Annotated in this window: 22 protein-coding genes; 14 read left to right on the top strand and 8 right to left on the bottom strand. The window is 42.9% G+C overall.

Translation table 11 applies throughout. The annotated features are described in order from the left end of the window. Positions 1 to 115 precede the first annotated feature (115 nt). The 8 genes from rpoD (at position 116) to ACSLBF_RS02495 (ending at position 9,542) form a co-directional block, all read left to right on the top strand. Entirely contained in the window at positions 116 to 1,969 is a 1,854-nt protein-coding gene (gene rpoD / locus ACSLBF_RS02530; protein WP_440055053.1) for an RNA polymerase sigma factor RpoD, read from the top strand. A gap of 68 nt (positions 1,970 to 2,037) precedes the next feature. Further along, positions 2,038 to 2,910, top strand: coding sequence for a 50S ribosomal protein L11 methyltransferase (gene prmA, locus ACSLBF_RS02525; RefSeq protein WP_440055052.1), 873 nt, complete (start codon positions 2,038 to 2,040; stop codon positions 2,908 to 2,910). A 266-nt stretch (positions 2,911 to 3,176) separates the two neighbouring features. Continuing rightward, the gene (gene dusB, locus ACSLBF_RS02520) at positions 3,177 to 4,172 is read left to right on the top strand and encodes a tRNA dihydrouridine synthase DusB (protein ID WP_440055051.1); all 996 of its coding nucleotides are present in this window, start codon (positions 3,177 to 3,179) and stop codon (positions 4,170 to 4,172) included. Between the two features lie 15 nt (positions 4,173 to 4,187). After that, a complete protein-coding gene (gene fis / locus ACSLBF_RS02515) occupies positions 4,188 to 4,478 on the top strand; it encodes a DNA-binding transcriptional regulator Fis (protein WP_010374122.1) in 291 nt (96 codons plus the stop codon). Positions 4,479 to 4,757: 279 nt separating this feature from the next. Beyond that, positions 4,758 to 6,344 carry a bifunctional phosphoribosylaminoimidazolecarboxamide formyltransferase/IMP cyclohydrolase gene (purH, locus tag ACSLBF_RS02510; RefSeq protein ID WP_440055050.1) on the top strand — a complete coding sequence of 529 codons (1,587 nt, stop codon included), beginning with the start codon at positions 4,758 to 4,760 and terminating at the stop codon, positions 6,342 to 6,344. 99 nt (positions 6,345 to 6,443) lie between these two features. Continuing rightward, positions 6,444 to 7,283 (top strand): class I SAM-dependent methyltransferase, encoded by an 840-nt coding sequence (locus tag ACSLBF_RS02505; RefSeq protein WP_440055049.1) that lies wholly within the window; start codon positions 6,444 to 6,446, stop codon positions 7,281 to 7,283. A gap of 15 nt (positions 7,284 to 7,298) precedes the next feature. Beyond that, a complete protein-coding gene (gene purD / locus ACSLBF_RS02500; protein ID WP_440055048.1) occupies positions 7,299 to 8,582 on the top strand; it encodes a phosphoribosylamine--glycine ligase in 1,284 nt (427 codons plus the stop codon). 138 nt (positions 8,583 to 8,720) lie between these two features. Then, entirely contained in the window at positions 8,721 to 9,542 is an 822-nt protein-coding gene (locus tag ACSLBF_RS02495; RefSeq protein ID WP_440055047.1) for a DUF2797 domain-containing protein, read from the top strand. On the opposite strand, the gene ACSLBF_RS02490 is transcribed toward ACSLBF_RS02495, so the two are convergent. After that, on the bottom strand, positions 9,515 to 12,028 hold the full coding sequence (locus ACSLBF_RS02490) for an EAL domain-containing protein (protein WP_440055046.1): 2,514 nt from the start codon (positions 12,026 to 12,028) through the stop codon (positions 9,515 to 9,517). The genes ACSLBF_RS02495 and ACSLBF_RS02490 overlap by 28 nt on opposite strands. Positions 12,029 to 12,106: 78 nt before the next feature. Between ACSLBF_RS02490 and ACSLBF_RS02485 the strand changes: the two genes are divergently transcribed. After that, a complete protein-coding gene (locus tag ACSLBF_RS02485) occupies positions 12,107 to 12,403 on the top strand; it encodes a DUF4144 family protein (protein WP_440055045.1) in 297 nt (98 codons plus the stop codon). A 34-nt stretch (positions 12,404 to 12,437) separates the two neighbouring features. Here the strand turns inward: ACSLBF_RS02485 and ACSLBF_RS02480 are convergent, their stop codons facing one another. The 5 genes from ACSLBF_RS02480 to ACSLBF_RS02460 form a co-directional block, all read right to left on the bottom strand. Continuing rightward, positions 12,438 to 13,355 (bottom strand): histone deacetylase family protein, encoded by a 918-nt coding sequence (locus ACSLBF_RS02480; protein WP_440055044.1) that lies wholly within the window; start codon positions 13,353 to 13,355, stop codon positions 12,438 to 12,440. Between the two features lie 119 nt (positions 13,356 to 13,474). Next, on the bottom strand, positions 13,475 to 15,028 hold the full coding sequence (locus tag ACSLBF_RS02475) for a serine hydrolase (RefSeq protein WP_440055043.1): 1,554 nt from the start codon (positions 15,026 to 15,028) through the stop codon (positions 13,475 to 13,477). A 141-nt stretch (positions 15,029 to 15,169) separates the two neighbouring features. Then, the gene (locus tag ACSLBF_RS02470) at positions 15,170 to 15,670 is read right to left on the bottom strand and encodes a gamma-glutamylcyclotransferase family protein (protein ID WP_440055042.1); all 501 of its coding nucleotides are present in this window, start codon (positions 15,668 to 15,670) and stop codon (positions 15,170 to 15,172) included. Next, positions 15,670 to 16,293: a LysE family translocator gene (locus ACSLBF_RS02465; protein ID WP_440055041.1), complete on the bottom strand. Its 624-nt coding sequence runs from the start codon at positions 16,291 to 16,293 to the stop codon at positions 15,670 to 15,672. The genes ACSLBF_RS02470 and ACSLBF_RS02465 overlap by 1 nt, the downstream gene beginning before the upstream one ends. After that, entirely contained in the window at positions 16,277 to 17,071 is a 795-nt protein-coding gene (locus ACSLBF_RS02460) for a hypothetical protein (protein WP_440055040.1), read from the bottom strand. The genes ACSLBF_RS02465 and ACSLBF_RS02460 overlap by 17 nt, the downstream gene beginning before the upstream one ends. A gap of 84 nt (positions 17,072 to 17,155) precedes the next feature. Between ACSLBF_RS02460 and ACSLBF_RS02455 the strand changes: the two genes are divergently transcribed. From ACSLBF_RS02455 to ACSLBF_RS02435, 5 genes are all read left to right on the top strand, one after another. After that, positions 17,156 to 17,485 carry a 5-carboxymethyl-2-hydroxymuconate Delta-isomerase gene (locus ACSLBF_RS02455; protein ID WP_440055039.1) on the top strand — a complete coding sequence of 110 codons (330 nt, stop codon included), beginning with the start codon at positions 17,156 to 17,158 and terminating at the stop codon, positions 17,483 to 17,485. Between the two features lie 21 nt (positions 17,486 to 17,506). Next, entirely contained in the window at positions 17,507 to 18,217 is a 711-nt protein-coding gene (locus tag ACSLBF_RS02450; RefSeq protein ID WP_440055038.1) for a pseudouridine synthase, read from the top strand. Positions 18,218 to 18,345: 128 nt separating this feature from the next. Further along, complete coding sequence (locus ACSLBF_RS02445) at positions 18,346 to 19,977, top strand: methyl-accepting chemotaxis protein (protein ID WP_440055037.1); 1,632 nt, start codon at positions 18,346 to 18,348, stop codon at positions 19,975 to 19,977. A gap of 179 nt (positions 19,978 to 20,156) precedes the next feature. Beyond that, on the top strand, positions 20,157 to 20,312 hold the full coding sequence (locus ACSLBF_RS02440; protein WP_440055036.1) for a hypothetical protein: 156 nt from the start codon (positions 20,157 to 20,159) through the stop codon (positions 20,310 to 20,312). A gap of 63 nt (positions 20,313 to 20,375) precedes the next feature. Then, positions 20,376 to 20,963 carry a hypothetical protein gene (locus ACSLBF_RS02435; protein ID WP_440055035.1) on the top strand — a complete coding sequence of 196 codons (588 nt, stop codon included), beginning with the start codon at positions 20,376 to 20,378 and terminating at the stop codon, positions 20,961 to 20,963. Between the two features lie 53 nt (positions 20,964 to 21,016). Here the strand turns inward: ACSLBF_RS02435 and ACSLBF_RS02430 are convergent, their stop codons facing one another. Next, a complete protein-coding gene (locus tag ACSLBF_RS02430) occupies positions 21,017 to 22,798 on the bottom strand; it encodes a bifunctional diguanylate cyclase/phosphodiesterase (RefSeq protein WP_440055034.1) in 1,782 nt (593 codons plus the stop codon). A 304-nt stretch (positions 22,799 to 23,102) separates the two neighbouring features. Further along, complete coding sequence (locus ACSLBF_RS02425; RefSeq protein WP_440055033.1) at positions 23,103 to 23,609, bottom strand: hypothetical protein; 507 nt, start codon at positions 23,607 to 23,609, stop codon at positions 23,103 to 23,105. Positions 23,610 to 23,655 lie beyond the last annotated feature (46 nt).

The following is a 23,655-nucleotide window of genomic DNA, read 5'->3' as shown; positions in this document are numbered from 1 at the left end:
AGTCAACGCTCATTTTCACTGCTATAATGCTCTATTCACTGCGTCATCAAACTTAATAGTCAGATTTGGCTGGCGCCTGTTGTATCAACTTTTCAGAGTGGAAGCAAATTTCTCTATGGATCAATCTCCTCAGTCACAACTCAAACTTCTGATTCAGAAAGGTAAAGAGCAAGGGTACTTAACTTTTGCAGAAGTTAACGATCACCTTCCACAAGACATCATAGATTCAGATCAAGTAGAAGATATCATTAGCATGATCAACGATATGGGTATTCAGGTTAGCGAAAATGCACCTGATGCTGATGAGTTGATGATGCAGGAAACTACAACAGACGAAGATGCTGCTGAGGCTGCTGCTGCTGCTCTTGCGACAGTAGAAAAAGAAATTGGTCGCACTACTGACCCTGTTCGCATGTACATGCGTGAAATGGGCACAGTCGAACTTCTGACTCGTGAAGGCGAAATTTTAATTGCCAAACGTATTGAAGAAGGGATCAACCAAGTACAGATTTCCGTCGCAGAATACCCAGAAGCAATCACATACTTGCTAGATCAGTGGGATAAGTATGAAGCAGAAGAAATGCGCCTTAGCGACATTGTCTCTGGCTTTTTTGATCCTAACGCAATCGAGGAAGATGAAGCGCCTATTTCAGCAACTCACATTGGCTCTGAATTGAGTGAAGAAGAACTCGATGACGAAGATGATGATGTTGATGATGATGACAGCGATGACTCTGATGATGGCGATACCGGCCCAGATCCAGAAGTAGCTCGCGAACATTTCGAGCAATTGCGTGCACTGTACAATAAGGCTCGCGATATTTTTGAAAATAAAGGTCGCTCTCACCCTGATGCACAAGAAGCAATCAAAGAAATCGGTGAGCACTTCCGTACTTTCAAGCTAGTACCAAAGCAATTTGATCGCATGGTAAACAACATGCGTGACATGATGGATAAAGTACGTGTTCAAGAACGTATCATCATGAAGCAAGCTGTTCAGTACGCTAAGGTTCCGAAGAAAACGTTTGTTAAGCATTTTGCAAATAACGAAACCGATACCTCTTGGGTAGATGCTGAAATTGCAGCAAATGACAAACATTCTGCAAAACTTGCCGAAGTTAAGCCAGAGATCATTCGTTGCATCAATAAACTAAAAGGCTTTGAAGAAAGTACAGGTTTGAGCATCGAGCGTATCAAAGACATCAATCGCCGTATGAGCATAGGTGAAGCTAAAGCTCGTCGTGCGAAAAAAGAGATGGTAGAAGCAAACTTACGTTTGGTTATCTCAATTGCCAAAAAGTACACCAACCGAGGTCTACAGTTCTTGGATTTAATCCAAGAAGGTAACATCGGCCTAATGAAAGCAGTAGACAAGTTCGAATATCGTCGTGGTTATAAGTTCTCTACTTACGCGACTTGGTGGATCCGACAGGCAATCACTCGTTCAATTGCGGACCAGGCTAGAACCATTCGTATTCCGGTTCATATGATTGAGACTATCAATAAGCTAAACCGTATTTCGCGTCAAATGCTACAAGAAATGGGTCGCGAGCCTAGCCCCGAAGAATTGGCTGAGCGTATGCTAATGCCTGAAGATAAAATTCGTAAGGTGCTAAAAATTGCGAAAGAGCCAATTTCAATGGAGACGCCAATTGGTGATGATGAAGATTCACATCTTGGTGACTTTATCGAAGATACCACCATTGAATCGCCTATCGATTCGGCAACAATGGAAAGTCTTCGTGGCGCAACCAATGAAGTATTGGCCGGATTAACCGCAAGAGAAGCCAAGGTTCTTCGTATGCGCTTCGGTATCGACATGAATACTGACCACACACTTGAAGAAGTAGGTAAGCAGTTTGACGTTACTCGTGAACGTATTCGTCAAATTGAAGCCAAAGCGTTGCGTAAATTACGCCACCCTTCTCGCTCAGACTTATTAAAAAGCTTCTTAGACGTCAAAGGCTAATTAGCGTAAAAGTTCAAAAAGGCCGCACATTGCGGCCTTTTTTAATCACATCATATTTAGGTACTCACATGGCTTGGATCCAAATTAGAATTTATGCTGATAAAGCAGATGCCGATGCACTTAGTGACATGTTGATGGACATTGGTTGCCCATCTGTCACTTTTATGGATAGTAAAAATAACCCTGTCTATGAGCCTAAACCAGGTGAAGTCATTCTTTGGCCTGAAACCACCGTGATTGGGTTATTTGAAGCAACACATGACATGCAGTCGGTAGTAGAACATCTACAACACCAGCACGATAAACCGCTTAGCTACAAATTAGAGCAACTTGAAGATAAAGACTGGGAAAGAGAATGGATGGATAATTTCCACCCTATTAAATTCGGTGAACGCCTGTGGATTTGCCCCAGCTGGCGAGATGTACCCGACCCTACAGCGGTAAATGTATTGCTTGATCCTGGCCTTGCATTTGGCACGGGTACTCATGCCACTACTGCGCTATGTTTGAAATGGCTAGAACAACAAGATCTTTCAGACAAGACTGTAGTCGATTTTGGTTGCGGTTCAGGCATTTTAGGGATTGCAGCGATAAAGCTTGGTGCTAAGCGCGTTATTGGGATTGATATCGATCCCCAAGCACTTGTTGCTAGTCGAGATAATGCTGAGCGCAACGGTGTCGCTGATAAATTGGAAGTATATTTACCTGAAAATCAGCCTGAGTTTCACGCGGATGTTGTGATCGCCAATATTCTTGCACAGCCATTAAGGGAACTTCACCAAGTGATTCTAGGCTTCTTACAACCTGGTGGTACACTTGCCATGTCAGGAATATTGCAAGAACAAGCACAGTCAGTTGCTGATGTTTACGCGCCGTTTATCACGCTTGATGCAATTGCTCAAGAAGGTGAATGGACACGTGTAAGCGGGGTGAAGAAATAGCAACAAAAACTGCTAATAAGTTAGTAGGCTGTAACTGGTAAAGCCAATAGCTAGCTGGCTTTACCTTTTACTTGTCTTGATTTCAGTGATAAAACTTTTGATAGAATGATTATTTTCCGAGCAAATTAATTGGTTGCTCAGCTTGTTATCAAAAGTCAACCCATAAAGTTCAAAAAAAAAGCAATTATGTTCAATTTATAGCCTTTGATTTTTGCAAAAAAAACCGTAAACTTAGCGCCCCTTGAGGAAAGGCGGATTGAACTGTAGTGCGTATTGGTCCATACCAACTTGAAAACAACTTAATCGTAGCTCCAATGGCTGGGATCACAGATAGACCATTTAGACAATTATGTCGGCGTCTTGGTGCTGGGCTTGCAGTATCTGAAATGTTGTCTTCAAATCCGCAGGTGTGGAAAACCGATAAATCGCAAAATCGTATGGATCACAGTGGTGAGTCAGGCATTCGCTCTGTACAAATTGCTGGCGCAGATCCGGAACTGATGGCGCAAGCGGCACAATTCAATGTTGCTAACGGGGCACAAATCATAGATATCAATATGGGGTGCCCTGCAAAAAAAGTGAATAAAAAGCTCGCAGGCTCTGCTTTGTTGCAGTATCCAGAGTTAGTTGAGGAAATCGTTAAGGCCGTCGTTACGGCCGTAGACGTGCCCGTATCATTAAAGATAAGAACTGGCTGGGATCCTGACAACCGTAATGGAGTGGAGATTGCGCGTATTGCTGAACGTAATGGCATTGCCTCACTGGCTGTTCATGGACGCACCCGTGCGTGTATGTACAAAGGTGAAGCGGAATACGCCACGATTAGAGAAATAAAACGTTCAGTATCGATACCTGTGGTTGCCAACGGTGATATTACATCACCAGAGAAAGCCAAACAGGTACTGGAATATACGGGCGCAGATGCCATCATGATTGGTCGAGCCGCCCAAGGTCGTCCTTGGATTTTCCGAGAGATAGATCATTACTTGCGAACTGGAGAGCATTTGCCTGAACCTGATATTGAAGAGGTTCGTGCAATACTGATGGAGCATTTGCTTAATTTACATCAGTTCTACGGTGAGCCAATGGGAGCGCGCATCGCACGCAAACATGTATCTTGGTATTTGCAGGCCCATGACCATGAAGGTCAATTTAGGCGATTATTCAATGCATTAGAAACGCCACAAGCGCAGATCTGTGCATTAGATAACTATTTTGAAACATTGGGACGAGTGAATTCACCCGCCCTGCAGGCTAACTAAGAAAGAGACATAACGATGTTCGAACAAAATGTGACTTCTCCATTTATTACTAACGCTCATGTTCAGTCACAAGAGAAACCGCAACCTTTGCGCGATGCTGTTAAAAAAGCAGTTCATCACTACTTGAAGCAACTTAACGGTCAAGACGTACAAGACGTTTATGAGCTAGTTCTTTCTGAGCTTGAAGCGCCACTTCTTGAAGAAGTAATGACTTATACTCGTGGTAACCAAACACGTGCAGCAATCTTGCTAGGTATCAACCGCGGTACGCTACGCAAGAAGCTTAAAAAATATGGTATGAACTAAGCACTTGAGTTCATAACTTACAAAAAAGCACCTACGGGTGCTTTTTTTGTGATCTCCTTAGAGACTTGCCAATCACAACCGTATCAATTGGCGCTCACTGCCATACATTTTCTTAGCGCTGCTAACAACTTAATATCAAAAGCGGACATTTATCCTTGTGTTAATGAGCTTTTCTCAGCTTTTAGTGCGCAAATTACATCGTTTTCTCGCCGAGATTAAGCTAAAATACCCCCTTTCTAAGCTAGCCCTTAACTAATCATTGAGGAAATCTAAACCATCATGGATATACATCGTCCAATTCGTCGCGCGTTATTAAGCGTGTCAGATAAAACCGGTATCGTTGAATTTGCCAGTGCTCTTGCCGCACAAGGCGTGGAAATATTATCAACAGGCGGTACCTGCAAACTACTTGCAGAAAACGGTATCAAGGTAACGGAAGTATCTGATTACACAGGTCACCCAGAAATCATGGATGGCCGTGTTAAAACCCTTCACCCAAAAGTTCACGGCGGTATTTTAGGACGTCGCGGCCAAGACGAAAGCGTGATGACTGAGAACAATATCTCAGCTATCGATATGGTGGTAGTGAACCTATATCCTTTTGCACAAACAGTCGCAAAAGCTGACTGTAGCCTTGAAGATGCGATTGAAAATATCGACATCGGTGGACCAACTATGGTTCGTGCAGCGGCGAAAAACCATAAAGACGTGACTATCGTCGTTAATGCTAATGACTACGCACGTGTTATTGAAGAAATGAAAGCGAATGAAGGCTCAACCACCTACAAAACGCGCTTCGATTTGGCGATTGCAGCTTACGAGCACACTGCACAATACGACGGTATGATCGCGAACTATTTCGGTAAAATGGTTCCTGATTACACAGAAGAAGCAGCGGAAGAGACCAAGTTCCCGCGTACTATCAATTTGCAGTTCACCAAAAAACAAGACATGCGCTATGGTGAAAACTCTCACCAAGATGCTGCATTCTATGTTGAGAACAACATTGAAGAAGCTTCTGTTGCTACTGCTAAGCAATTACAAGGTAAAGCGCTATCTTACAACAACATTGCAGACACCGACGCTGCGCTTGAGTGTGTTAAAGAGTTTGATAAACCCGCTTGTGTGATTGTGAAGCACGCAAATCCTTGTGGTGTAGCTGTAGATGAGAACATTCTGGCTGCTTATGAGCGCGCGTTCAAAACCGATCCAACCTCTGCATTTGGTGGCATCATTGCATTCAACCGTGAATTAGACGGTGACACGGCAGAGGCCATTGTGTCTCGCCAATTCGTTGAAGTGATCATCGCACCAAGCATTTCTGAAGAAGCAGCACAAATTGTTGCGGCTAAGAAGAATGTTCGCTTGCTAGAGTGTGGCCAATGGTCAAGCAAGACCACTGGAGTTGATATTAAGCGCATCAATGGCGGTATCCTAGTACAAGACCGCGATCAAGGCATGGTAGGCTTAGAAGACCTTAAAGTAGTGTCTAAACGTCAACCGACAGAGCAAGAGCTGAAAGATTTATTATTCAGCTGGAAAGTTGCTAAGTTCGTTAAGTCTAATGCGATTGTTTACGCTAAAGATGGAGTGACCGTTGGTGTCGGTGCAGGACAAATGAGCCGTGTATATTCTGCGAAGATTGCAGGTATCAAAGCCGCAGATGAGAACCTAGAAGTTCCGGGTTCAGTGATGGCCTCTGACGCTTTCTTCCCATTCAGAGATGGTATTGATGCTGCTGCAGCAGCAGGTATTACCGCTGTCATTCAGCCAGGTGGTTCGATGCGTGATGAAGAAGTCATTGCCGCTGCTGACGAAGCAGGAATGGCAATGGTATTTACGGGCATGCGTCACTTCCGTCATTAATCAAGCAAAGCGCGAAACTCACCGTTTCGCGCTTTTTGTTTGCACTAATTTCCAGTATTCTGATTTCGACATAACCATAACAGAATAAGGAAGCTAACAATGAATCTAGGTATGAAATCTATAATCGCTGCGGCGGTACTTGCAACATTAGTCGGCTGTCAATCGACCGACTCTAAGTCAACCTCTAGCAATGTTTCAAGCAGTATTGCTAAGGCAGTCAACGACGATGCACGTAGTGATAAAAACCGTGCGCGTGACCAATATAGAAACCCAAGCGAAACGCTTGCTTTTTTTGGACTACAGCCAGAAATGACTGTCGTTGAAATCGCACCAGGTGGCGGTTGGTATACCGAGATATTAGCTCCTATCGTAAAAGGCAAAGGCACATTTTACGCGGCGCACTTTCCGGCTAATTCAGAGGTTGGCTATTATCAGCGTTCACTAAGCAACTTTAAAGAAAAAGTAGCGAGTGATGCTCGTTATAGTGATATCAAAATCACTGAATTTGCACCGGTCACTCACTTGGATATCGCCCCAGCGGGTAGTGCTGATATGGTGTTAACCTTTAGAAATGTGCACAACTGGTACATGGGTAACGGCGACGAAGGTGTGTTAGCTGCATTTCAATCATTTGCCAAAGCACTCAAGCCTGGCGGCGTGTTAGGTGTGGTTGAGCATCGCTTACCTGAACACAGAAGCAACGAAGATCAAAAGTCTTCTGGTTATATGAAGCAAAGTTATGTTGTCGACATTGCCAAGCAAGCTGGATTCGAATTAGTCGCAAGCAGTGAAATTAACGCTAACCCCTTAGATAGTGCCAATCACCCGAAAGGTGTTTGGACTCTGCCACCTCGCCTAGCATTAGGTGAAGAAAAGGCAGCGCAGTATAAAGCAATCGGGGAAAGCGACCGAATGACCTTAAAATTCAAAAAGCTTTAATAGGAAAACTTCGCCATGAATGTACTTGTCATTGGCAGTGGTGGACGTGAGCATGCGCTTGCGTTCAAAGCCGCACAAAATCCATCAGTTAAAACGGTATTTGTTGCTCCAGGTAATGCTGGCACTGCACTTGAGCCGAAACTTGAAAACGTTGCAATTGGTGTTGAAGACATCGATGGCCTGATTAGTTTTGCTAAGCAAAACCAAATAGAACTAACCATTGTCGGTCCGGAGGCACCACTAGTGATAGGCGTTGTTGATCGCTTCCGTGAAGAAGGCTTAGCCATTTTTGGCCCGACACAAGCAGCGGCTCAACTCGAAGGCTCTAAGTCATTCACCAAAGACTTCTTAGCTCGTCATCACATCCCGACCGCTGAGTACCAAACTTTCGAGGAAATCGAGCCTGCTATCAATTACGTCAAGCAACAAGGTGCACCAATCGTAGTAAAAGCTGACGGTCTTGCTGCTGGTAAAGGTGTTATTGTTGCGATGACAGAAGCTGAAGCAGAAGAAGCTATTCGCGACATGTTAGCAGGTAATGCTTTTGGTGACGCAGGTAGTCGAGTCGTTATCGAAGAGTTCTTGGAAGGCGAAGAAGCGTCGTTTATCGTCATGGTTGATGGAAAAAATGTGCTTCCTTTTGCCACCAGCCAAGATCACAAACGCGCTTATGATGGTGACAAAGGCCCGAATACCGGTGGAATGGGCGCTTACTCGCCGGCACCAGTGGTGACACAAGAAATACATGACCGCATCATGCGCGAAGTAATTCACCCAACAGTGGAAGGTATGGCAAAAGAAGGTCATCCATACACAGGGTTCTTATATGCTGGCTTAATGATCGCCGCAGATGGCACGCCAAAAGTTATCGAGTATAACTGTCGTTTTGGCGACCCTGAAACACAGCCTATTATGTTGCGTTTACAGTCTGATTTAGTCGAGTTAATTGAAGCTGCAAATCGCGAAGAACTGGACAAAACAACCATCAAGTTTGATCCTCGTGCAGCGGTAGGCGTTGTTTTAGCCGCCAAAGGGTATCCAGCTAGCTACCCGAAAGGTGACGTGATCAACGGCTTACAGGTGAGCTATCCTGAAGGTGAAAAGGTTTTCCATGCCGGCACTAAGCAAGACGGTGAAAACGTGGTCACGGCTGGTGGTCGCGTACTATGTGCAACAGCACTTGGACATACCGTAACAGAAGCGCAAAAGCGCGCCTACTCGCTGGTTAAGGATATTCACTGGGAAGGCGTAGAGTATCGTACAGATATCGCTTACCGCGCTATCGCGCGCGAGCACTAGCTCGTAGTTAAGCTTAGCCAATCAACTTCAGAAGGTCAGCTGTAGCAGCTGGCCTTTTTTCTTTCGTAACTACCACTCTCCCTAAAACTCGCGGCCTGTGATACTCTCGTGCTTTTATCCGCATTGTTAGGGGCAAAGATGCAAGTACAAGGTACTATTCGCAAATTAAAAGCAGAGCTTGTTGAACCAATCCAGTATCAGTTACCACTTGGTGATAATTTGATAGCGTTAAATGAATACTTTGGCAAACCGATTTCTCTGACCTTTACTGGCAATATTTATTGCTGCAGCTGCGGAAAAAAAACCAACAAGAGTTATTCTCAAGGACATTGCTTTATCTGCATGAAGAAGCTCGCAAGCTGCGATATGTGCATTATGAAACCTGAAACATGTCATTTTGACCAAGGTACTTGTCGCGAACCACAATGGGGAGAAGAAAACTGTATGATCCCCCACTATGTTTACTTGGCAAATACTTCAGGATTGAAAGTGGGGATTACGAGGCATACCCAAGTTCCTACACGTTGGATTGATCAGGGCGCGACCCAAGCTCTGCCTATTTTTAAAGTGCAAACCCGCCATCAATCAGGATTAGTGGAAGTGGCATTAGCTGAATTTATCGCTGACAAAACGAATTGGCGCAATATGCTTAAAGGGATCACACAGGAAGTCGACCTAAAAGCTGAAGCACAAAAGCTGATCCCAATGATCCAGCCAAAACTCGATGAGTTAGCTGAACTGTTTGGCGCCACTGCAATTGAAGTCTTAAACGAAGAGGTGGTGGAGCTGAATTTCCCTGTCGACTCTCACCCAAGCAAAGTAACTTCATTCAACTTTGATAAAACCCCGACCGTTTCCGGCGTGCTGCAAGGGATCAAAGGTCAGTACCTTATTTTTGATACCGGTGTTATCAACATTCGTAAATTTACATCTTATGAAGTCACTTTCGCTGAGCTGTAAAAATACCGCCAATCGCCTTCTGACAATGGCTTGCAGAAGGCGTAGCCTTGAATTGCATGACAGCCTAACTCACGCAAAAATTGCTTCTGAATTGATTTTTCAACACCTTCAGCAACAACCCGTAAGTTTAACGCTTTTGCCATCGCGACAATCGCAGTCACAATTTCACTATTGCCGTATTCGTCTGGTACTTTGGCGATAAAGCTAGCATCTATTTTAAGTATATCGATTGGTAATTTAGCGAGGTAACTCAATGCGGAATAGCCTGTACCGAAATCATCAAGTGATACTGCCACGCCCAATGATTTAAGTCGTGTTAAGACTTTTTTTGCTTCTTGAATGTTACCGATAAAACTGTTTTCAGTGAGTTCTATTTCGAGATGACGGCCATCAAGGTTATGTGCTTTTAGAGCGTCAGCAACCGTTTTGACTAAATCCCCTTGGACCACATGTGAAGCCGAAATATTAACTGCTATTCGACTTATATCAATACCTTGCTTATGCCATACCGATAAATGCTCACACGCTTTGTGGATCACCCACTGATCCAGTTTAACAATCAATCCAAGCTCTTCCGCCAAAGGAATAAACTGTGCAGGAGGAATTAACCCGAGGTGTGGATCATGCCAACGCAAGAGACATTCAACACTGCTAATAGAGTCGCTAGCTAAACATTGTAGTGGCTGAAAATACAATTCAAACTCGTCATTATCCATCGCCTGTTGAATTCGACTGAGCATCGACAGACGCTCTAGTGAACGCGCATTCATTGACGACTCATAAAGTTGAAAAGAGTTTCGCCCAACCTCTTTAGAACGGTACATGGCGACATCAGCATGCTTAAGCAAGGTCTCTGTATCTTTCCCATCATCTGGGTAGATTGCAGCCCCTAGCGAAGCGGTAGCCGTAACTGGTATTTCCCCTAGTTGGAAAGGGATAGAAAGTGCCTCTAGTACCTGCTCAGCAAACGTGACGACATCTGACATACCATTCACCTCAGTGAGTAGCACTACAAACTCATCGCCTCCCAAACGAGCCAGTGTATCGCCTTCTTTTAGGATGGCTTTAATCCGTTCGCTCACTTTGACAAGTAATTTGTCTCCAGCACTGTGTCCTAAACTGTCATTGACTTCTTTAAATCGATCTAAATCAATAAACATCACACTCAGTTGTTGATGGTAACGATGCGCTGAGGCTAACGCCATTGACAGTCGATCATAGAACAGCCGACGATTTGGTAACCCCGTCAGCTCATCAAAATAGGCTAGTCTGGCTATTTTCTCTTCGGCATTCTTACGCTCAGTAATATCACTAAAAATAGCTGCATACAGTACATCATTACTGTGAGGCTCGGTGATCTCAATAATGGTTAACCATTCCATGTACACTTCGCCATTTTTACGACGATTACAGATCTCACCTTGCCATACTCCTTTGTTTTTAAGCTCACTCCACATAATGCGATAATATTCATCATCATGTTTTCCTGAACTCAACACGCTCGGATTTTTACCTATCACTTCATGTGCTTTGTAGCCAGTTAACGCACTGAAAGCGGGGTTGATCTGAATAATTTCACCATTGCTGCGGGTGATCATGATGCCATCTAAAGAAGCGTCAATAATGCGATTGGCAAGATAGAGGTTTTTTTCTGACTTTTGTAACGCCATATCGCGCTGCACCAAGACTTTTTCTAACTCACTGCAATAAGCCGTTTCAATTTCCGTCAGTACATTTTTTAGCGCCAGCAAGCCAATTACGTGCTCGGAATGCGGATCTTTGACGACCAAGTGACGGACCGAATTGGCAGTCATTAAACGATAAGCATCAAATAAGCTATCTTTAGGTGTCATCGTCACCATCGGATGACTCGCTAAATGCCAACATTCCTGGTGCCAATCGGGGGCAATTATCGTGTAAGAAATATCTCTTTGCGTAATGATGCCGTATTCTTGTATGTGACGATTGAACACGAGTACCGCCGTGACCTTGCGCGAACGCATTACTTCAATGACACGCGTGAGGGGATCGTCACTTTGTAACACCACGATATTGTTATCAAAGTGTTCAGCAATGGGTCTAAAGTGGAGATAGTGATCTAACCCTTGGCTTCTAACGATATCAGATAAGGAAACCACGCCGCACGGCTGGTTACATTCGTCAACAACGAGTAAATGACGGATCCCGAGTTGATGAAATTTGACTGTCGCTTCACTGAGCGTCTTTTCCATCCCCACCTGATAAACCGGGGAAGTCATCACTTCACAAATCAGCACATCATTAAAGCTTGGGTTATCAAAGTCTAATTTAACACAATCTGACTCCGTCCAAATCCCGACAATTTCACCATTTTCAGTCACAAAAATAGAGCTCACACGACTGCGTTTCATTTCAGAAATCGCATCAACCAAGCTCGAACTCAAGTCACAACAAAGCAGGCTGTCGGTATATACATCCTTAATGGTCAGTTGTTTTGAATCGCCCATATAAGCACACTCTCGCTAATTTACCCGAGTATCGAGTATACTTATCACACCTGAGCAGAGTTTGACCAAGAACAAAAAATGACAATAAAGTCGTACCCATTTTTATTAGTACTAAACCAAAGTATAGAGTTTATTGCCGATCAAGAAATACTTGAACAACACCTTCATTACCTCTCCGCTTCCCAGCGCAGTGAAGTCACTTGCATCTATACTGATGGAAGCTGTTACAACTTATCGGGACAACCCGTAGTTGCTATTTCACTGGATAGGCTTACTGATTTAGTCAAAAATTGGCTAGTTATGGAAGGACATTGCTGTGTTCAAAAAATACAACTAAGAAATATCGCTGAAGCATTTGCATTACTTGCAGAATAACAAGCAGCTGTATGGTTCTTGTTTACCAGAAAGCCTAGCCCTGTATTAAAGCTTTAATATGCGCTACGGCACTGCGACCCAAAGAAGACAGGTCGTAACCGCCCTCTAAAAAAGAGATTATGCCATTACAGTCTAGCCTTTGAGACACCATAACCATTTGCTCAGTGAACCAATGATAATCTTGTTCTACAAACTTTAATCCCCCCATATCATCCTCTAAATGGCCATCAAAACCAGCACTGATAAATATCAACTGCGGTGCAAAAGCTTCAATAGCAGGTAGCCATTGTTGTTCCACAAGCGCTCGTAGATCCTGTCCATCACAGCCAGCATCCAGTGGAGAATTGATTAAGGTCTGATGGTTTTCTATCGCGGTGTTAGGATAAAAAGGATATTGAAATAAAGAGCAAAATAGCACGCTGTGGTCATCTCTAAAAATATCCTGAGTGCCATTGCCATGGTGAACATCAAAGTCGACCACAGCAATACGCTGAACACCTTTAGTTTTCGCATACGCGACGGCAATAGCGAGATTATTAAACACACAAAATCCCGAAGCTGTATCTTGGTTGGCATGATGACCCGGCGGGCGCACTGAACAAAAAGCTGCGTCGATGTGCTTTGCAAGCACCTCATCAACCGCCAAAATACCAGCGCCAGCTGCCCTTTCGATGGCTTTAAAAGAGTCAGGGCATAGCCAGGTATCTCCATCAAGCTCCTGTAACCCTTCCGCCGGGATCTTTGCCAATACCTCATCAATAAACGTTTGCTCATGTACCAGTGCGATTTGCTCCAACGATGCTTTTGGCGCTGACTTATGCTCCAGCGAAATATCAATGCCTGACGCTAATAACCGATCGGAAATAGCATCCAATCTAGCTGGGCATTCAGGGTGCTCATCAATCATTTTATGTTTTCGGCAATTGGGATGGGTGATAAAGGCTGTACGCATTGGAGGACTCTGTTTGGCTTAGCTTGAACTGAATATATCAAAGTCACTCAATGGTGACTTTGATACTTTGGTGGCAACACTGAGCTAGCCACAACTTACATGAACAAACAGCAAGTGGGCTATTTCGCTTTCAAATTTAGGTTATGAAAGTCAAAACTGAAGTCGGTAATTTTCGGATTAACATACTCCATATCAGCCGCGCTGACTCGCTGCGCTTTATCAACAGAGAAATGAATATAAGCATCCGCTTCTAAGCGTCGCTCATCCCAACGTACCACAAAGGTATTACCACTGTGGTGCTCAAGGCGACCTTTAAGGAGCTCAGTACGAGTAAAGTCGATTCGTAGTTCCTCGCCGATTTGCTCAATTACTACATCACCATACCAAGCGCTGTTCAATGTACCTGTATAATTTTGCAGTGGTAGCGACGCTTGTGACTTTTCAAGTTTAACGACTCCTGCCTCTTGATAAGTTTTCTCACGTTTTTTGAAGTATTCATCAGCAATTTCATTTACCCAATCACGGTCTTCAAGACCTAATGCATCTTCCGCGACTTCGTTGGCAATCGCCATCAGCGCGGAAAACTTTTGCTGATTTGTCAGTATCACGATCCCTAGTTGTTTTTCTGGGATCATTTCTACATACGACACCATTCCTAATATGCCACCGCCATGTCCTACTTTTTTGTAACCAAAGTAGTCACTAATCCCCCAACCTAAACCATAGCCTTTAAATTGCTGATTATAGTTTTCTTTAGCAAACTCAGAAGGCATCGAGGTAATGTGTGGGTGCCACATCTGTACTTGTTGTTTATCACTGAATAACACGTCACCTGAAGGTAACTTACCACCAGCTAACTGTGTTTGTAGCCATTTGGTCATATCATCCACATTGGAAGCGATAGAACCTGCACCACGAAAATCCTCTAGATAGTTAACAAACATCGGGGTTAATTGATTGTCGTATGGAACATGACCGGTCGCCCAGTTATCATTCGATTTGGGAATACGAGAAAATGCTGCTTTGGAGTCATCCATCTTCAGCTTGGCAAACATCTCTTGCTCTATAAAGTCATGCCAGCTTTTACCACTAACACGACTCACTACTTCGCCAGCCACAACAAACATCAGGTTGTTATAAGCATATTTACTTCTAAAACTAGAAGCGGGTGCTATTTGAGCGATACCTTCGAGTAATTCGGCCATGGTTTTATTGGTATCCGGCCAAATCATTAAATCGCCGGCGCCAAGACCTAGACCACTGCGATGACTCAGTAAGTCACGAATAGTCATCTCTCGGGTAGCGTATGAGTCATGCAATTTAAACTCGGGAATATGTTTGATTACCTTGTCGTCCCAACTCAATTTGCCTTGGTCTACTAGCATGGCCAACGCCGCTGAGGTAAAGGCTTTTGAATTTGAAGCGATACCAAACAAGGTATGCTCGTTCACCAGTGCATCAGGGGTATCTAAGTGGCGAACACCAAAGCCTTTGGTCATCACGACTTTGCCATTTTCAACAATGCCAATAGCAAGACCCGGGATCTCAAAGCGCTGCATTGCTTGTTTTACCGCTTGTTCAACCTCATTAAGATTTACCGCGGCAAGCGCAGCGTGACTTGATACCCCTGACAGCATTAACGCGCTGCCAATCAGCCAATTTTTGATTTTCATGGAAGTCCTTCAACTTGTATTATGTAGTTAGCCTCTACTGCGGATAAGCGAATTTGCCCAATGATGTTCTTTTGAATAATTACAAGTTTAAGCCTCTTATCCGCAACTGAGGTGAGTTATTATTGTTTGAGTGTATCTTACTTATTTACGATAAATCGACAGTTCTCGATGAACTCGGTTCAAATCTGGATCTTGGATAGTCGGATGAGAATCTATAGCGCCAATATAATGCGCTGGAAAGTTGTGCTCCCTTGCCCCAGATAGAACGTGCCGGACGTACCAATCAAAAGGCAGTTGCTGCTCAACAAAGGTATTGGCTACATAACTGTAAACCTCTAATGACTCACCAGTGACACTTTTTACTGGTAATTCAACGCAGTCATATCTCTCACCTTCAATTCGATCCAGTTGAAGCTTTTCCGCCCTCGACAGAGCATAAACCACGCCAAAAACTTCACGACTGTGATCAGCAGGCTCGATGGTGCACTTGGCAGATCCATCACGGCTTAGCATATTAAATGTCATTTGATATCCAGAAAGTCGCGCAGGCCCAACTAGTCTGGCATTAGGTAACCTGGCAAGTAATCTTGCTGATGACATATTAGAGCCGAAACTGAAATTCAATACAGCCGCTGATTTCATTAGATGATTATCCTCATAGCCAGTACTAACATAACCACACCAATTCCTCTATCAAACCAATGCCCTGCACGATGGAAGAAACTCCGCACTGTAGCTTGTGATAATATGACGGACAGCATTGAAAACCACAGCCAAGTTGCTAGCGCCATGTAAACACCATAAAACAAACGCATCTCAGAAGGTGTGTTTGGTTCAATAACCAAAGTAAACAATGAGAGGAAAAACAGCGTCGCTTTGGGGTTCAGCGCATTCACTAAAAAGCCGGTTTTTAACGCCAAAAAGGCACTTTGTGTTGCGCCTTTTTGGCCAACTGCTTGTTCTTTGATATTCGCCTCTGCATTCCGCAAGGCTTGCACACCCAGATACGCTAAATAAGCTGCAGCAATATATTTAAAACCATTAAATAACGCCGGAGACTGCGATAGCAAGAGCGCTACACCGAGTAGACAGTAACTTACATGAACCAGTATACCCAGCCCCACCCCAAAGCTGGTCCAAAGCGCATTACTTCGGCCTTGCTGAATACTTTGTTTTAGCACTAATGCAAAGTCAGGACCCGGACTTGCGACTGCAAAAAAGTGAGCAATGGCAATCAGCAAAAACTCATCAAGATAATCGACCATTGGCATGTTCCGTAAGCATTATTAAGTCGGCACGCTCGGTGTTTTTTATCATCGATAAAATTTGCTTCTTTGCTTTTTTGAATTGGCTAACTAAATGCGGTTTAAGGTGTTTGTGCCCGTCTTTTACCCCCTTGATATGACACACTAAGGCATGAGTAAAAACGCTCTGAGATTCAGTTAACGCAGCTTGGCGGTTGGCGTAAGGGTTGTAACAAGAGCCGCATCCACCTCTAAAGTGATAAACCGTGTTACTTAGCATAACGCCAAATCCCATAAAACTCGCTAACACATCACAAGCGGCATCTAACTGCTTTTCGCCCCCTGGCGGAGCAATACCTCGCTGTAAAATCATAATTCGAGCCAATGCCCCCACAAAGCTAGAAATCAAATCTTGAGGTTGATTTATCTGGCTGGGATTAAAAGACATTAGGATCGGTGATGGTGCAGGGCTAATCAGTTGCGCACTCTCCCCTCTAAAATGATGAGAAAATTGTAGCCTAGGCATTTGCTGTTGCGCACTCAGCTGATTTGGCATCACTAATTCTACTGGCCACTGCTGCATGCCAACATAGCTTTTAACCCGTTTAAATACCACGCTGGCCATCTCTTCGATGCTAGAAACAGGCTCTGGAAAAAACTCACCTGTGGGAGTAATCACTTGCGTTTGATCCAGAAAATATTGACCATCAAAATGTTCGAAGCACCACGAAAAGGTATCAATTAACCATTGGGTTTCTTCATCAGATAACAATGGGGATACCTTAAATAACGAAAGCATGTCCTGTTTATCACTCTTTAGTGGAATCACCCTAGTTAAATATCATAAACTCTCAACCCATTGCAAAATATAGACTCAGTCAACATGCCTCACTTTATCTTAGAATATTCACCTAACTTACCTATTGAAGCGTCGCAGCTGGTTTCTGCAGTTCATGAATTTGCTCAACAACAGACATTGTTTCAACCAAAGACCGTAAAGACCAGAGCAGTTGAATTCCAAAGTTTTGCACTAGGGTGTGATAGAAACGGCTTTGTCCATCTGCAAATTCACCTTATGGCTGGACGCTCAGAAACACAGAAAAAGCAACTCTGCGAGCAGGCTCTGGTATTATTACAGCAGTTAGTAGGGAAAGACTTCTCAATCACAGTACATTGCTACGATTTATTGCCAAGCATTTATTGTAAAAATTAATTCAATACAGAGTAAGACAAGATGAAATTTCCTTGTAGATTAGACAAATTTTTAAGCCACGTTGCTGACCTACCGCGTAGCAGGGTGAAAATTAATATTAAAAAACGCTTAGTCCAAGTTAACGGTGAAACGGTCACTAAGTTTGATACTCAAGTGACACAAGAGGATGAAGTACTGCTTGATGGAGAGCGCTTAACTTATTTGGGTCTTCGCTATTTTATGCTCAACAAGCCCCAAGGTTATGTGTGTGCTAACCATGATGAACTGCACGACACGGTGTTCGATTTATTAGATGAACCTAACTTAAAAGATTTTCATGTAGCTGGAAGACTCGACATAGATACCACTGGCCTCGTGTTAATTACTAATGATGGAAATTGGTCTCACCACATAACCTCTCCTAAAAAGCAAAAGTTCAAGACCTATCTAGTGGAAACTCGTGATGAGCTGTATGAAGATGACGTTGAAAAACTCAGGGTTGGGGTTGAATTGCATGGAGAAAAAGTACCAACGTTACCCGCAAAAGCGGAGATACTTGATAAGTTTTCACTTCGCCTCTCAATTTGTGAAGGAAAATATCATCAAGTTAAAAGAATGCTCGCAGCGATTGGAAATCAAGTCGTTGAACTTCATAGAGAAAGTATTGACAACATCCATTTAGATGAAAGTTTACACAGCGGTGAGTACCGCCAATTAACCGAGTCTGAAATCAACATAATCAATGCAAAATAAGCACTCACATTGGGGAGTATGAGTAAATATCATCTCAATTTACTCCCCTTTTGGCATTATACTACTTAACAAGTTATCCCCAATCATGCTAAATGATTAAAACATAATCGATAAAAAGGGGCGTGCCAGTGTTTTCCAGCTTTACTCTTAAATCCAAAATTATTCTTTTCGCCGCCGCGATATTTGTTTCACTACTGGCTATCGCTTTTGGAGGCCTGCAAGCACTCCGATATGCAAGTGAAACTGATAATATCTCCAGAATCAATCAGTTAATGAAAAGTACGGTGAATATCGTAGAGCAGTTTGAGCAATTTACTCAGCAAGGCAAGCTTACTGAAGAACAAGCAAAGGCGTTTGCCACGCAAATCTTGCGAGAGAATAAATATCACGACTCCGAATATGTTTACGTGGTTGACGAGCAATTAAACTTTGTGGCCACTCCGCATGACCCACAATTACACGGCACCAGTTTTAACGACTTTAAAGATGCCCAAGGCAAAAGTATCGGCGCCATGGTTGAACGCCTAGTAGGGAATAAGGTATCGCAGATCATTACCTACAACTGGAATTCTCGTCGCGATGGTGAAGTGGTCGATTTAACCTCTGTAGTACAAAAGACGGCGGTTTTTGGTTGGTACGTTGGTACAGGCATTAGTTACAAGGAAGTGAACGAGCGCTATTGGGATACTGCGATTTGGCTTGTTGCTTTATCTTTAATTGTCGCAATTATTCTCACCGCAGCTATGGCAAAGTTTGGCCTTTCCCTGAGCAATAAACTTGGTGCAGAGCTAGATGATGTTCACGACATTGTAATGCATGTTTCAAGAGGTCGGTTAACCACCCCCATCGATGCTAAAAATTGTAAAGATGACAGTATCTTGTCCGCTATGGACTACATGCAAAAAGGCTTGAAAGGGGTTGTGCAAGGCCTAATGAATGTTACTACAAATTTACAATCGCAAAGTAATGACAGTGAAATTCGCTCAAACGAGTTAGAACAATTAACTCGTAGCCTAAGTTCTGAAACGCAAATGGTTGCATCAGCCATTACTGAATTAACTGCATCTGCCCAAGCCGTTGTTGAGCATGCTGAACAAGCCGCTGATTCAGTAAGAGATGCAGAACATCAAGGTAGTGCCGCTGATGAGCTCACCGCACAAACTGCAAAAGAAATAGCCTTACTTGAACAACAAATTGACAATGCTGGCAATAATATTCAGGTCCTCGACGAAGAAGTTAATAATATCGCAAATGTACTGACAGTGATTCAATCTATCGCAGAGCAAACCAACCTACTCGCTCTTAACGCAGCCATTGAGGCGGCACGAGCGGGAGAACAAGGTCGTGGTTTCGCTGTTGTTGCTGATGAAGTTAGGCAGCTAGCCCAACGCACACAAACGAGTACCGAAGAGATCCGAACTATGATCAACAAGCTGCAAAATGCGACTCAAGATGCTAAATCTTCAGTAAATCTAAGTATTGCAACCAGCGAGAAAACCGTAAGCATGTCTTCAGATGCATCGAAAGCTCTGGCACAAGTGGCTGACTCTCTCAAATCAATCTCCCAAATGAGTCATCAAATAGCGCAAGCAGCAAAAGAACAATTGGATGCAGGTGAAGACACCGCTAAGCGGGTGGTCGTTATTTCAGATACCGCCTCGCAAACCGCTAATGTATCAGCTAAAGCACACAAAGCGACCGATAGCATCAAAGTGCTTTCTTCGCAACTAGAAGCTGAAATGGCGAAGTTTGAGATATAAAAACCTTTTATAACAATATGATAGTTAATAATTTTAAAGATGCATTATATTATTTCTTTAAAAGTTCACATTTCATTTAATTGATGTTAAATTTGTTACTAGCGTGAAGCATTCATGGAAGTAAAAGCGCGTGCAATCACGCTAGATTCTTTAAATTAGTTTAAATAAGGATAGTAATTATGAAAACACTAAACCTTGCAAGCTGTAAAAGAGTATTGGGCGGTACAAACAGCACCGATGGTGTTTGTGATAATACCAAGCAGACAAACCCACCACAAGATACTGGCGAGATCAGCATATCTCTTGGCGTTTCCAAGCCTACAAAACCAAAGTAAAACTTAGCCGTCATGCTTAATAATGTCAGACTTTTTGATACGCTACTGATATGTACAGTATCAGTGGCTATCGCTTTTATCCTTTTAGATCGCGCTCAAGTGTTCTTGGCTTTTAATTTAATTTTTAATTTTTTTGTGTTTCTCTTGGCCTGGCGGTTAAAAGAAAAAAATATTATCACTATAACGCTTATTGTGACTGTGCCCATAGTGGTAGAAACTATTGTATTTGGCTTTGGACTGATCGATTTAAGTAGCACTGCAGACAACATTCTGATTCATAATAGTATTATTTTTGGTTATCACCTGATTGTTGAAATACTTATTCTGTTTATGCTGATGAAACGTTCGAACATCACTCGATGGTTTTGTGGACAACAGCATGTTAAACATACATTTGCTGATGATTTACTCCCCTGGGTGTTTTTATTTGGTGTATTTGTAGCTGCGGCAACACTTTTAGAAAACTACCTCAGAATAGTAAAAGATTATGAAATGACATTTTTCTTCTACTCGATGGATGTTGTAGGGTACGTGAGTAGGACAGTAGTGAGCAGTACGCTTGTCATGATGGTATTTAGAGAGTACCAAAACGGATATCGTTTTAGCTACAAAAAAACTGGTGGGTTATTTAGGGTAAAGAAAACCAAATAGTAATCCGATCTCCTATTTAATTGATACCGCTATGACAATTTAGAAGGTCTCGTTTATACCATATCTAACTGCTCAACCGCCCTGGTTGGTTGTTTCCTTTTACATACAAACAAATGGCTTTCTTTATAGCGTTTAGCTTCTTTTTTAGCGTCTGTCGCAAGTGCAGCAACTTGATGTGGATTTTGACAAAGGTCCACATCTGGGCATACCAATCCAATCGATAACGTTAATAAGGGTACAAACTGCTTATGCCCTTCCCTATTGGTGGCCCAATATCCTCCAGCTGCGACATGCTCAGGAGTAAAGAATGATCTGGAACGAGCCTCAAATTCTGCAATCACTTTATTACATAGCTTGACGGCATCACCACCACCAAACACAACCATAAAGTCATCGCCCCCAATGTGACCGACAAAATTTGCATGAGATTGACATACCTCAACCGTGACTTTTGCCAGTAGTTTGATGACGCTATCGCCACTGGCATAACCATAAAGATCATTAAACTGTTTAAAATGATTGAGATCGATATAGGCAAGGTAAAAAGCTTGTTTTGTACGTAGTCTTTGCTCTATCGCTTCATTAATCGCAACGTTACCCGGTAACATAGTCAATGGATTTGCATGTTGCGCATGACGAATTTTTTCTTCCGTAATATGCTTGAGAATATCCCTCAGCGGGGCAAGCCCGAGATAGCGCCCCTGCCGCACAATAATAATATGTCGGCGGATGTCAAACTCTTGCTCGGTTATTTGTTTACTAACAGTATCTAATGCTTGCTGTTCATCAACGACTAGTGGTTGTCTATCCATTAATTTGGTGACAGACTTTTTATCAAACAAAGCATGTCCATAGGGCGCAGCAAAAACCTCTGTCAATTGATCTCGATGTAACAGCCCTATTGGGCATCTATCATCATTTACCACCGGCAGACTCATTAGGTTTTTGTCTTGCTCAAACAATCGGTGGGCATCGATACATTGAGTATTAATATGAATAGCTTTGACATCCTTCGCTAACCACCCAATCGCCATCGACTGCTTATAATGCAAAAATGCGTGAGCATCCAACTCAACTTGTGTTTTATTAAGCACTTCGCTTTGGCTATTAGGCTTAGCTGATGGACGACCAAGTAAAAAGCCCTGCGCATTGACTATCCCCAGCTGTTCAATAAGATCTAATTCTTCAGAGCGCTCTATCCCCTCTGCGATGACCGCAGTATTGGTGGCTTTAGCAAGTTCAATAATGGACTTTAGAAACTCACGCTTAACGATACTCTGATCACAGTAATCTATAAAATAGCGATCTACTTTTACATAATCAGGGGATAACTCTGACCACTGACGCAATCCTGAATACCCTGCACCAAGATCATCAATGGCGATACAAAAACCCAGCTTCCGGTAATGTTCAATTGTTTTTAACAACAATAAACCATCATCAACTTTGTCTTGTTCAGTGACTTCAATAACAACCCTCTTAGGATCCAAACCGTAATGTTCGATCAGGTGAAGGGTTTCCCCTTTTGGGTGTGTAGGATCTAGCAGTGCTTTAGGACTGACATTTAAAAATAGCTTCCCAGTCAAACGCAGGGACACAAAACCTTTAATTGCTGACTCTCTGCAGATTAGCTCTAATTCTGACAATAGCTCGCATTGGTTAGCCAAAATAAATAAGTCACTGGGGTTTTCTAGTTGACTGCCCACCGGGCCTCGGCTTAACGCTTCAAAGCCTAGGACATTTTGTTTAGTAAGGTCAAAAATTGGCTGAAAAAGCGTACGTACTGCTTTTTCTTCAATGATTTTTTTTAGTAGTAAAATGCGCGATGATTCCACAGCCTAATGACCATTTTTTATTGACGTTGGCGCACGTTAGCAAGTGTCTGTGACGATTTTATGTCAATTGCCTATTTTGTACCCTTTTATACAAAAGTCTCAGCCACCGATAAAAGTTTTAAAAGTGTAAATACTGGATAATAAGTGACTCTTCTAAAACAGTGATGAGACTTTGTTCTATATAAGGCGTTTTAACCTGCAATAGTCAGCGATTACAAGTAACAACAAAGAGAGGGGGACTAAATAGTATTATCGGGCAAATTCCTTGATCCAACATTTCCCATTCAATCTTATTGTCGGTTAGTTAACTGATAGACTGAGTTACCAAACGATAGTGTGCGAGCAATTCCAAAAGATAGGACTCTAGCTTTGAATATGGAACGGAAGGATAACTGGGATCGTTGAGAATGACACGACTAATCAATGGGATAGTAATCAAAGATTTAACATGGTAACAAAGGGGAAGATTTGGCTCTGCAAAGTCTGGTAGATGGTGTTTCTGTGCTTCAGATGTCTTTGCCAATGAGGATTTGAGTGATTCTAAGTATGACGAACAGGGTTGCTGTGATGCAATCAACTCTGCAAGCAAGTGATTTGATGCAATTACCAAGTCACTTGAGTGCTGCTGTAATTGCTTTTTACTCTGGGCTAGCTGTACCGCTGTCAAAAAGCTATTTACTTTTTCTTTATAGTTTTGTTGATATAAATTTTGCGATTGCTGCTTTGCCCCTTCCTGAGTAACCTCGTCTTGTTGGCACCCTGTAAGTAATATCAAGCTTGTTAACAATATCGTGAGTCGAGTATTTTTCATAATTTCATTAATGTTGTCGATTATTATACCAATTCTCTTAATTAGC

It is taken from the genome of Pseudoalteromonas sp. T1lg65, assembly GCF_051930985.1.
In the GTDB taxonomy this organism is placed as follows: Bacteria; Pseudomonadota; Gammaproteobacteria; order Enterobacterales; family Alteromonadaceae; genus Pseudoalteromonas.
The sequence above is the reverse complement of the archived record's forward strand: the minus strand, read 5'-3'. Positions and strand labels throughout refer to the sequence as shown.

What these genes read in the sequence shown, in the direction of transcription:
- rpoD (WP_440055053.1), top strand. Translation starts at nt 116, where the DNA reads ATGGATCAATCTCCTCAGTCACAACTCAAACTTCTGATTCAGAAAGGT.
- prmA (WP_440055052.1), top strand. Translation starts at nt 2,038, where the DNA reads ATGGCTTGGATCCAAATTAGAATTTATGCTGATAAAGCAGATGCCGAT.
- fis (WP_010374122.1), top strand. Translation starts at nt 4,188, where the DNA reads ATGTTCGAACAAAATGTGACTTCTCCATTTATTACTAACGCTCATGTT.
- purH (WP_440055050.1), top strand. Translation starts at nt 4,758, where the DNA reads ATGGATATACATCGTCCAATTCGTCGCGCGTTATTAAGCGTGTCAGAT.
- ACSLBF_RS02505 (WP_440055049.1), top strand. Translation starts at nt 6,444, where the DNA reads ATGAATCTAGGTATGAAATCTATAATCGCTGCGGCGGTACTTGCAACA.
- purD (WP_440055048.1), top strand. Translation starts at nt 7,299, where the DNA reads ATGAATGTACTTGTCATTGGCAGTGGTGGACGTGAGCATGCGCTTGCG.
- ACSLBF_RS02495 (WP_440055047.1), top strand. Translation starts at nt 8,721, where the DNA reads ATGCAAGTACAAGGTACTATTCGCAAATTAAAAGCAGAGCTTGTTGAA.
- ACSLBF_RS02490 (WP_440055046.1), bottom strand. Translation starts at nt 12,028, where the DNA reads ATGGGCGATTCAAAACAACTGACCATTAAGGATGTATATACCGACAGC.
- ACSLBF_RS02485 (WP_440055045.1), top strand. Translation starts at nt 12,107, where the DNA reads ATGACAATAAAGTCGTACCCATTTTTATTAGTACTAAACCAAAGTATA.
- ACSLBF_RS02480 (WP_440055044.1), bottom strand. Translation starts at nt 13,355, where the DNA reads ATGCGTACAGCCTTTATCACCCATCCCAATTGCCGAAAACATAAAATG.
- ACSLBF_RS02475 (WP_440055043.1), bottom strand. Translation starts at nt 15,028, where the DNA reads ATGAAAATCAAAAATTGGCTGATTGGCAGCGCGTTAATGCTGTCAGGG.
- ACSLBF_RS02470 (WP_440055042.1), bottom strand. Translation starts at nt 15,670, where the DNA reads ATGAAATCAGCGGCTGTATTGAATTTCAGTTTCGGCTCTAATATGTCA.
- ACSLBF_RS02465 (WP_440055041.1), bottom strand. Translation starts at nt 16,293, where the DNA reads ATGGTCGATTATCTTGATGAGTTTTTGCTGATTGCCATTGCTCACTTT.
- ACSLBF_RS02460 (WP_440055040.1), bottom strand. Translation starts at nt 17,071, where the DNA reads ATGCTTTCGTTATTTAAGGTATCCCCATTGTTATCTGATGAAGAAACC.
- ACSLBF_RS02455 (WP_440055039.1), top strand. Translation starts at nt 17,156, where the DNA reads ATGCCTCACTTTATCTTAGAATATTCACCTAACTTACCTATTGAAGCG.
- ACSLBF_RS02450 (WP_440055038.1), top strand. Translation starts at nt 17,507, where the DNA reads ATGAAATTTCCTTGTAGATTAGACAAATTTTTAAGCCACGTTGCTGAC.
- ACSLBF_RS02440 (WP_440055036.1), top strand. Translation starts at nt 20,157, where the DNA reads ATGAAAACACTAAACCTTGCAAGCTGTAAAAGAGTATTGGGCGGTACA.
- ACSLBF_RS02425 (WP_440055033.1), bottom strand. Translation starts at nt 23,609, where the DNA reads ATGAAAAATACTCGACTCACGATATTGTTAACAAGCTTGATATTACTT.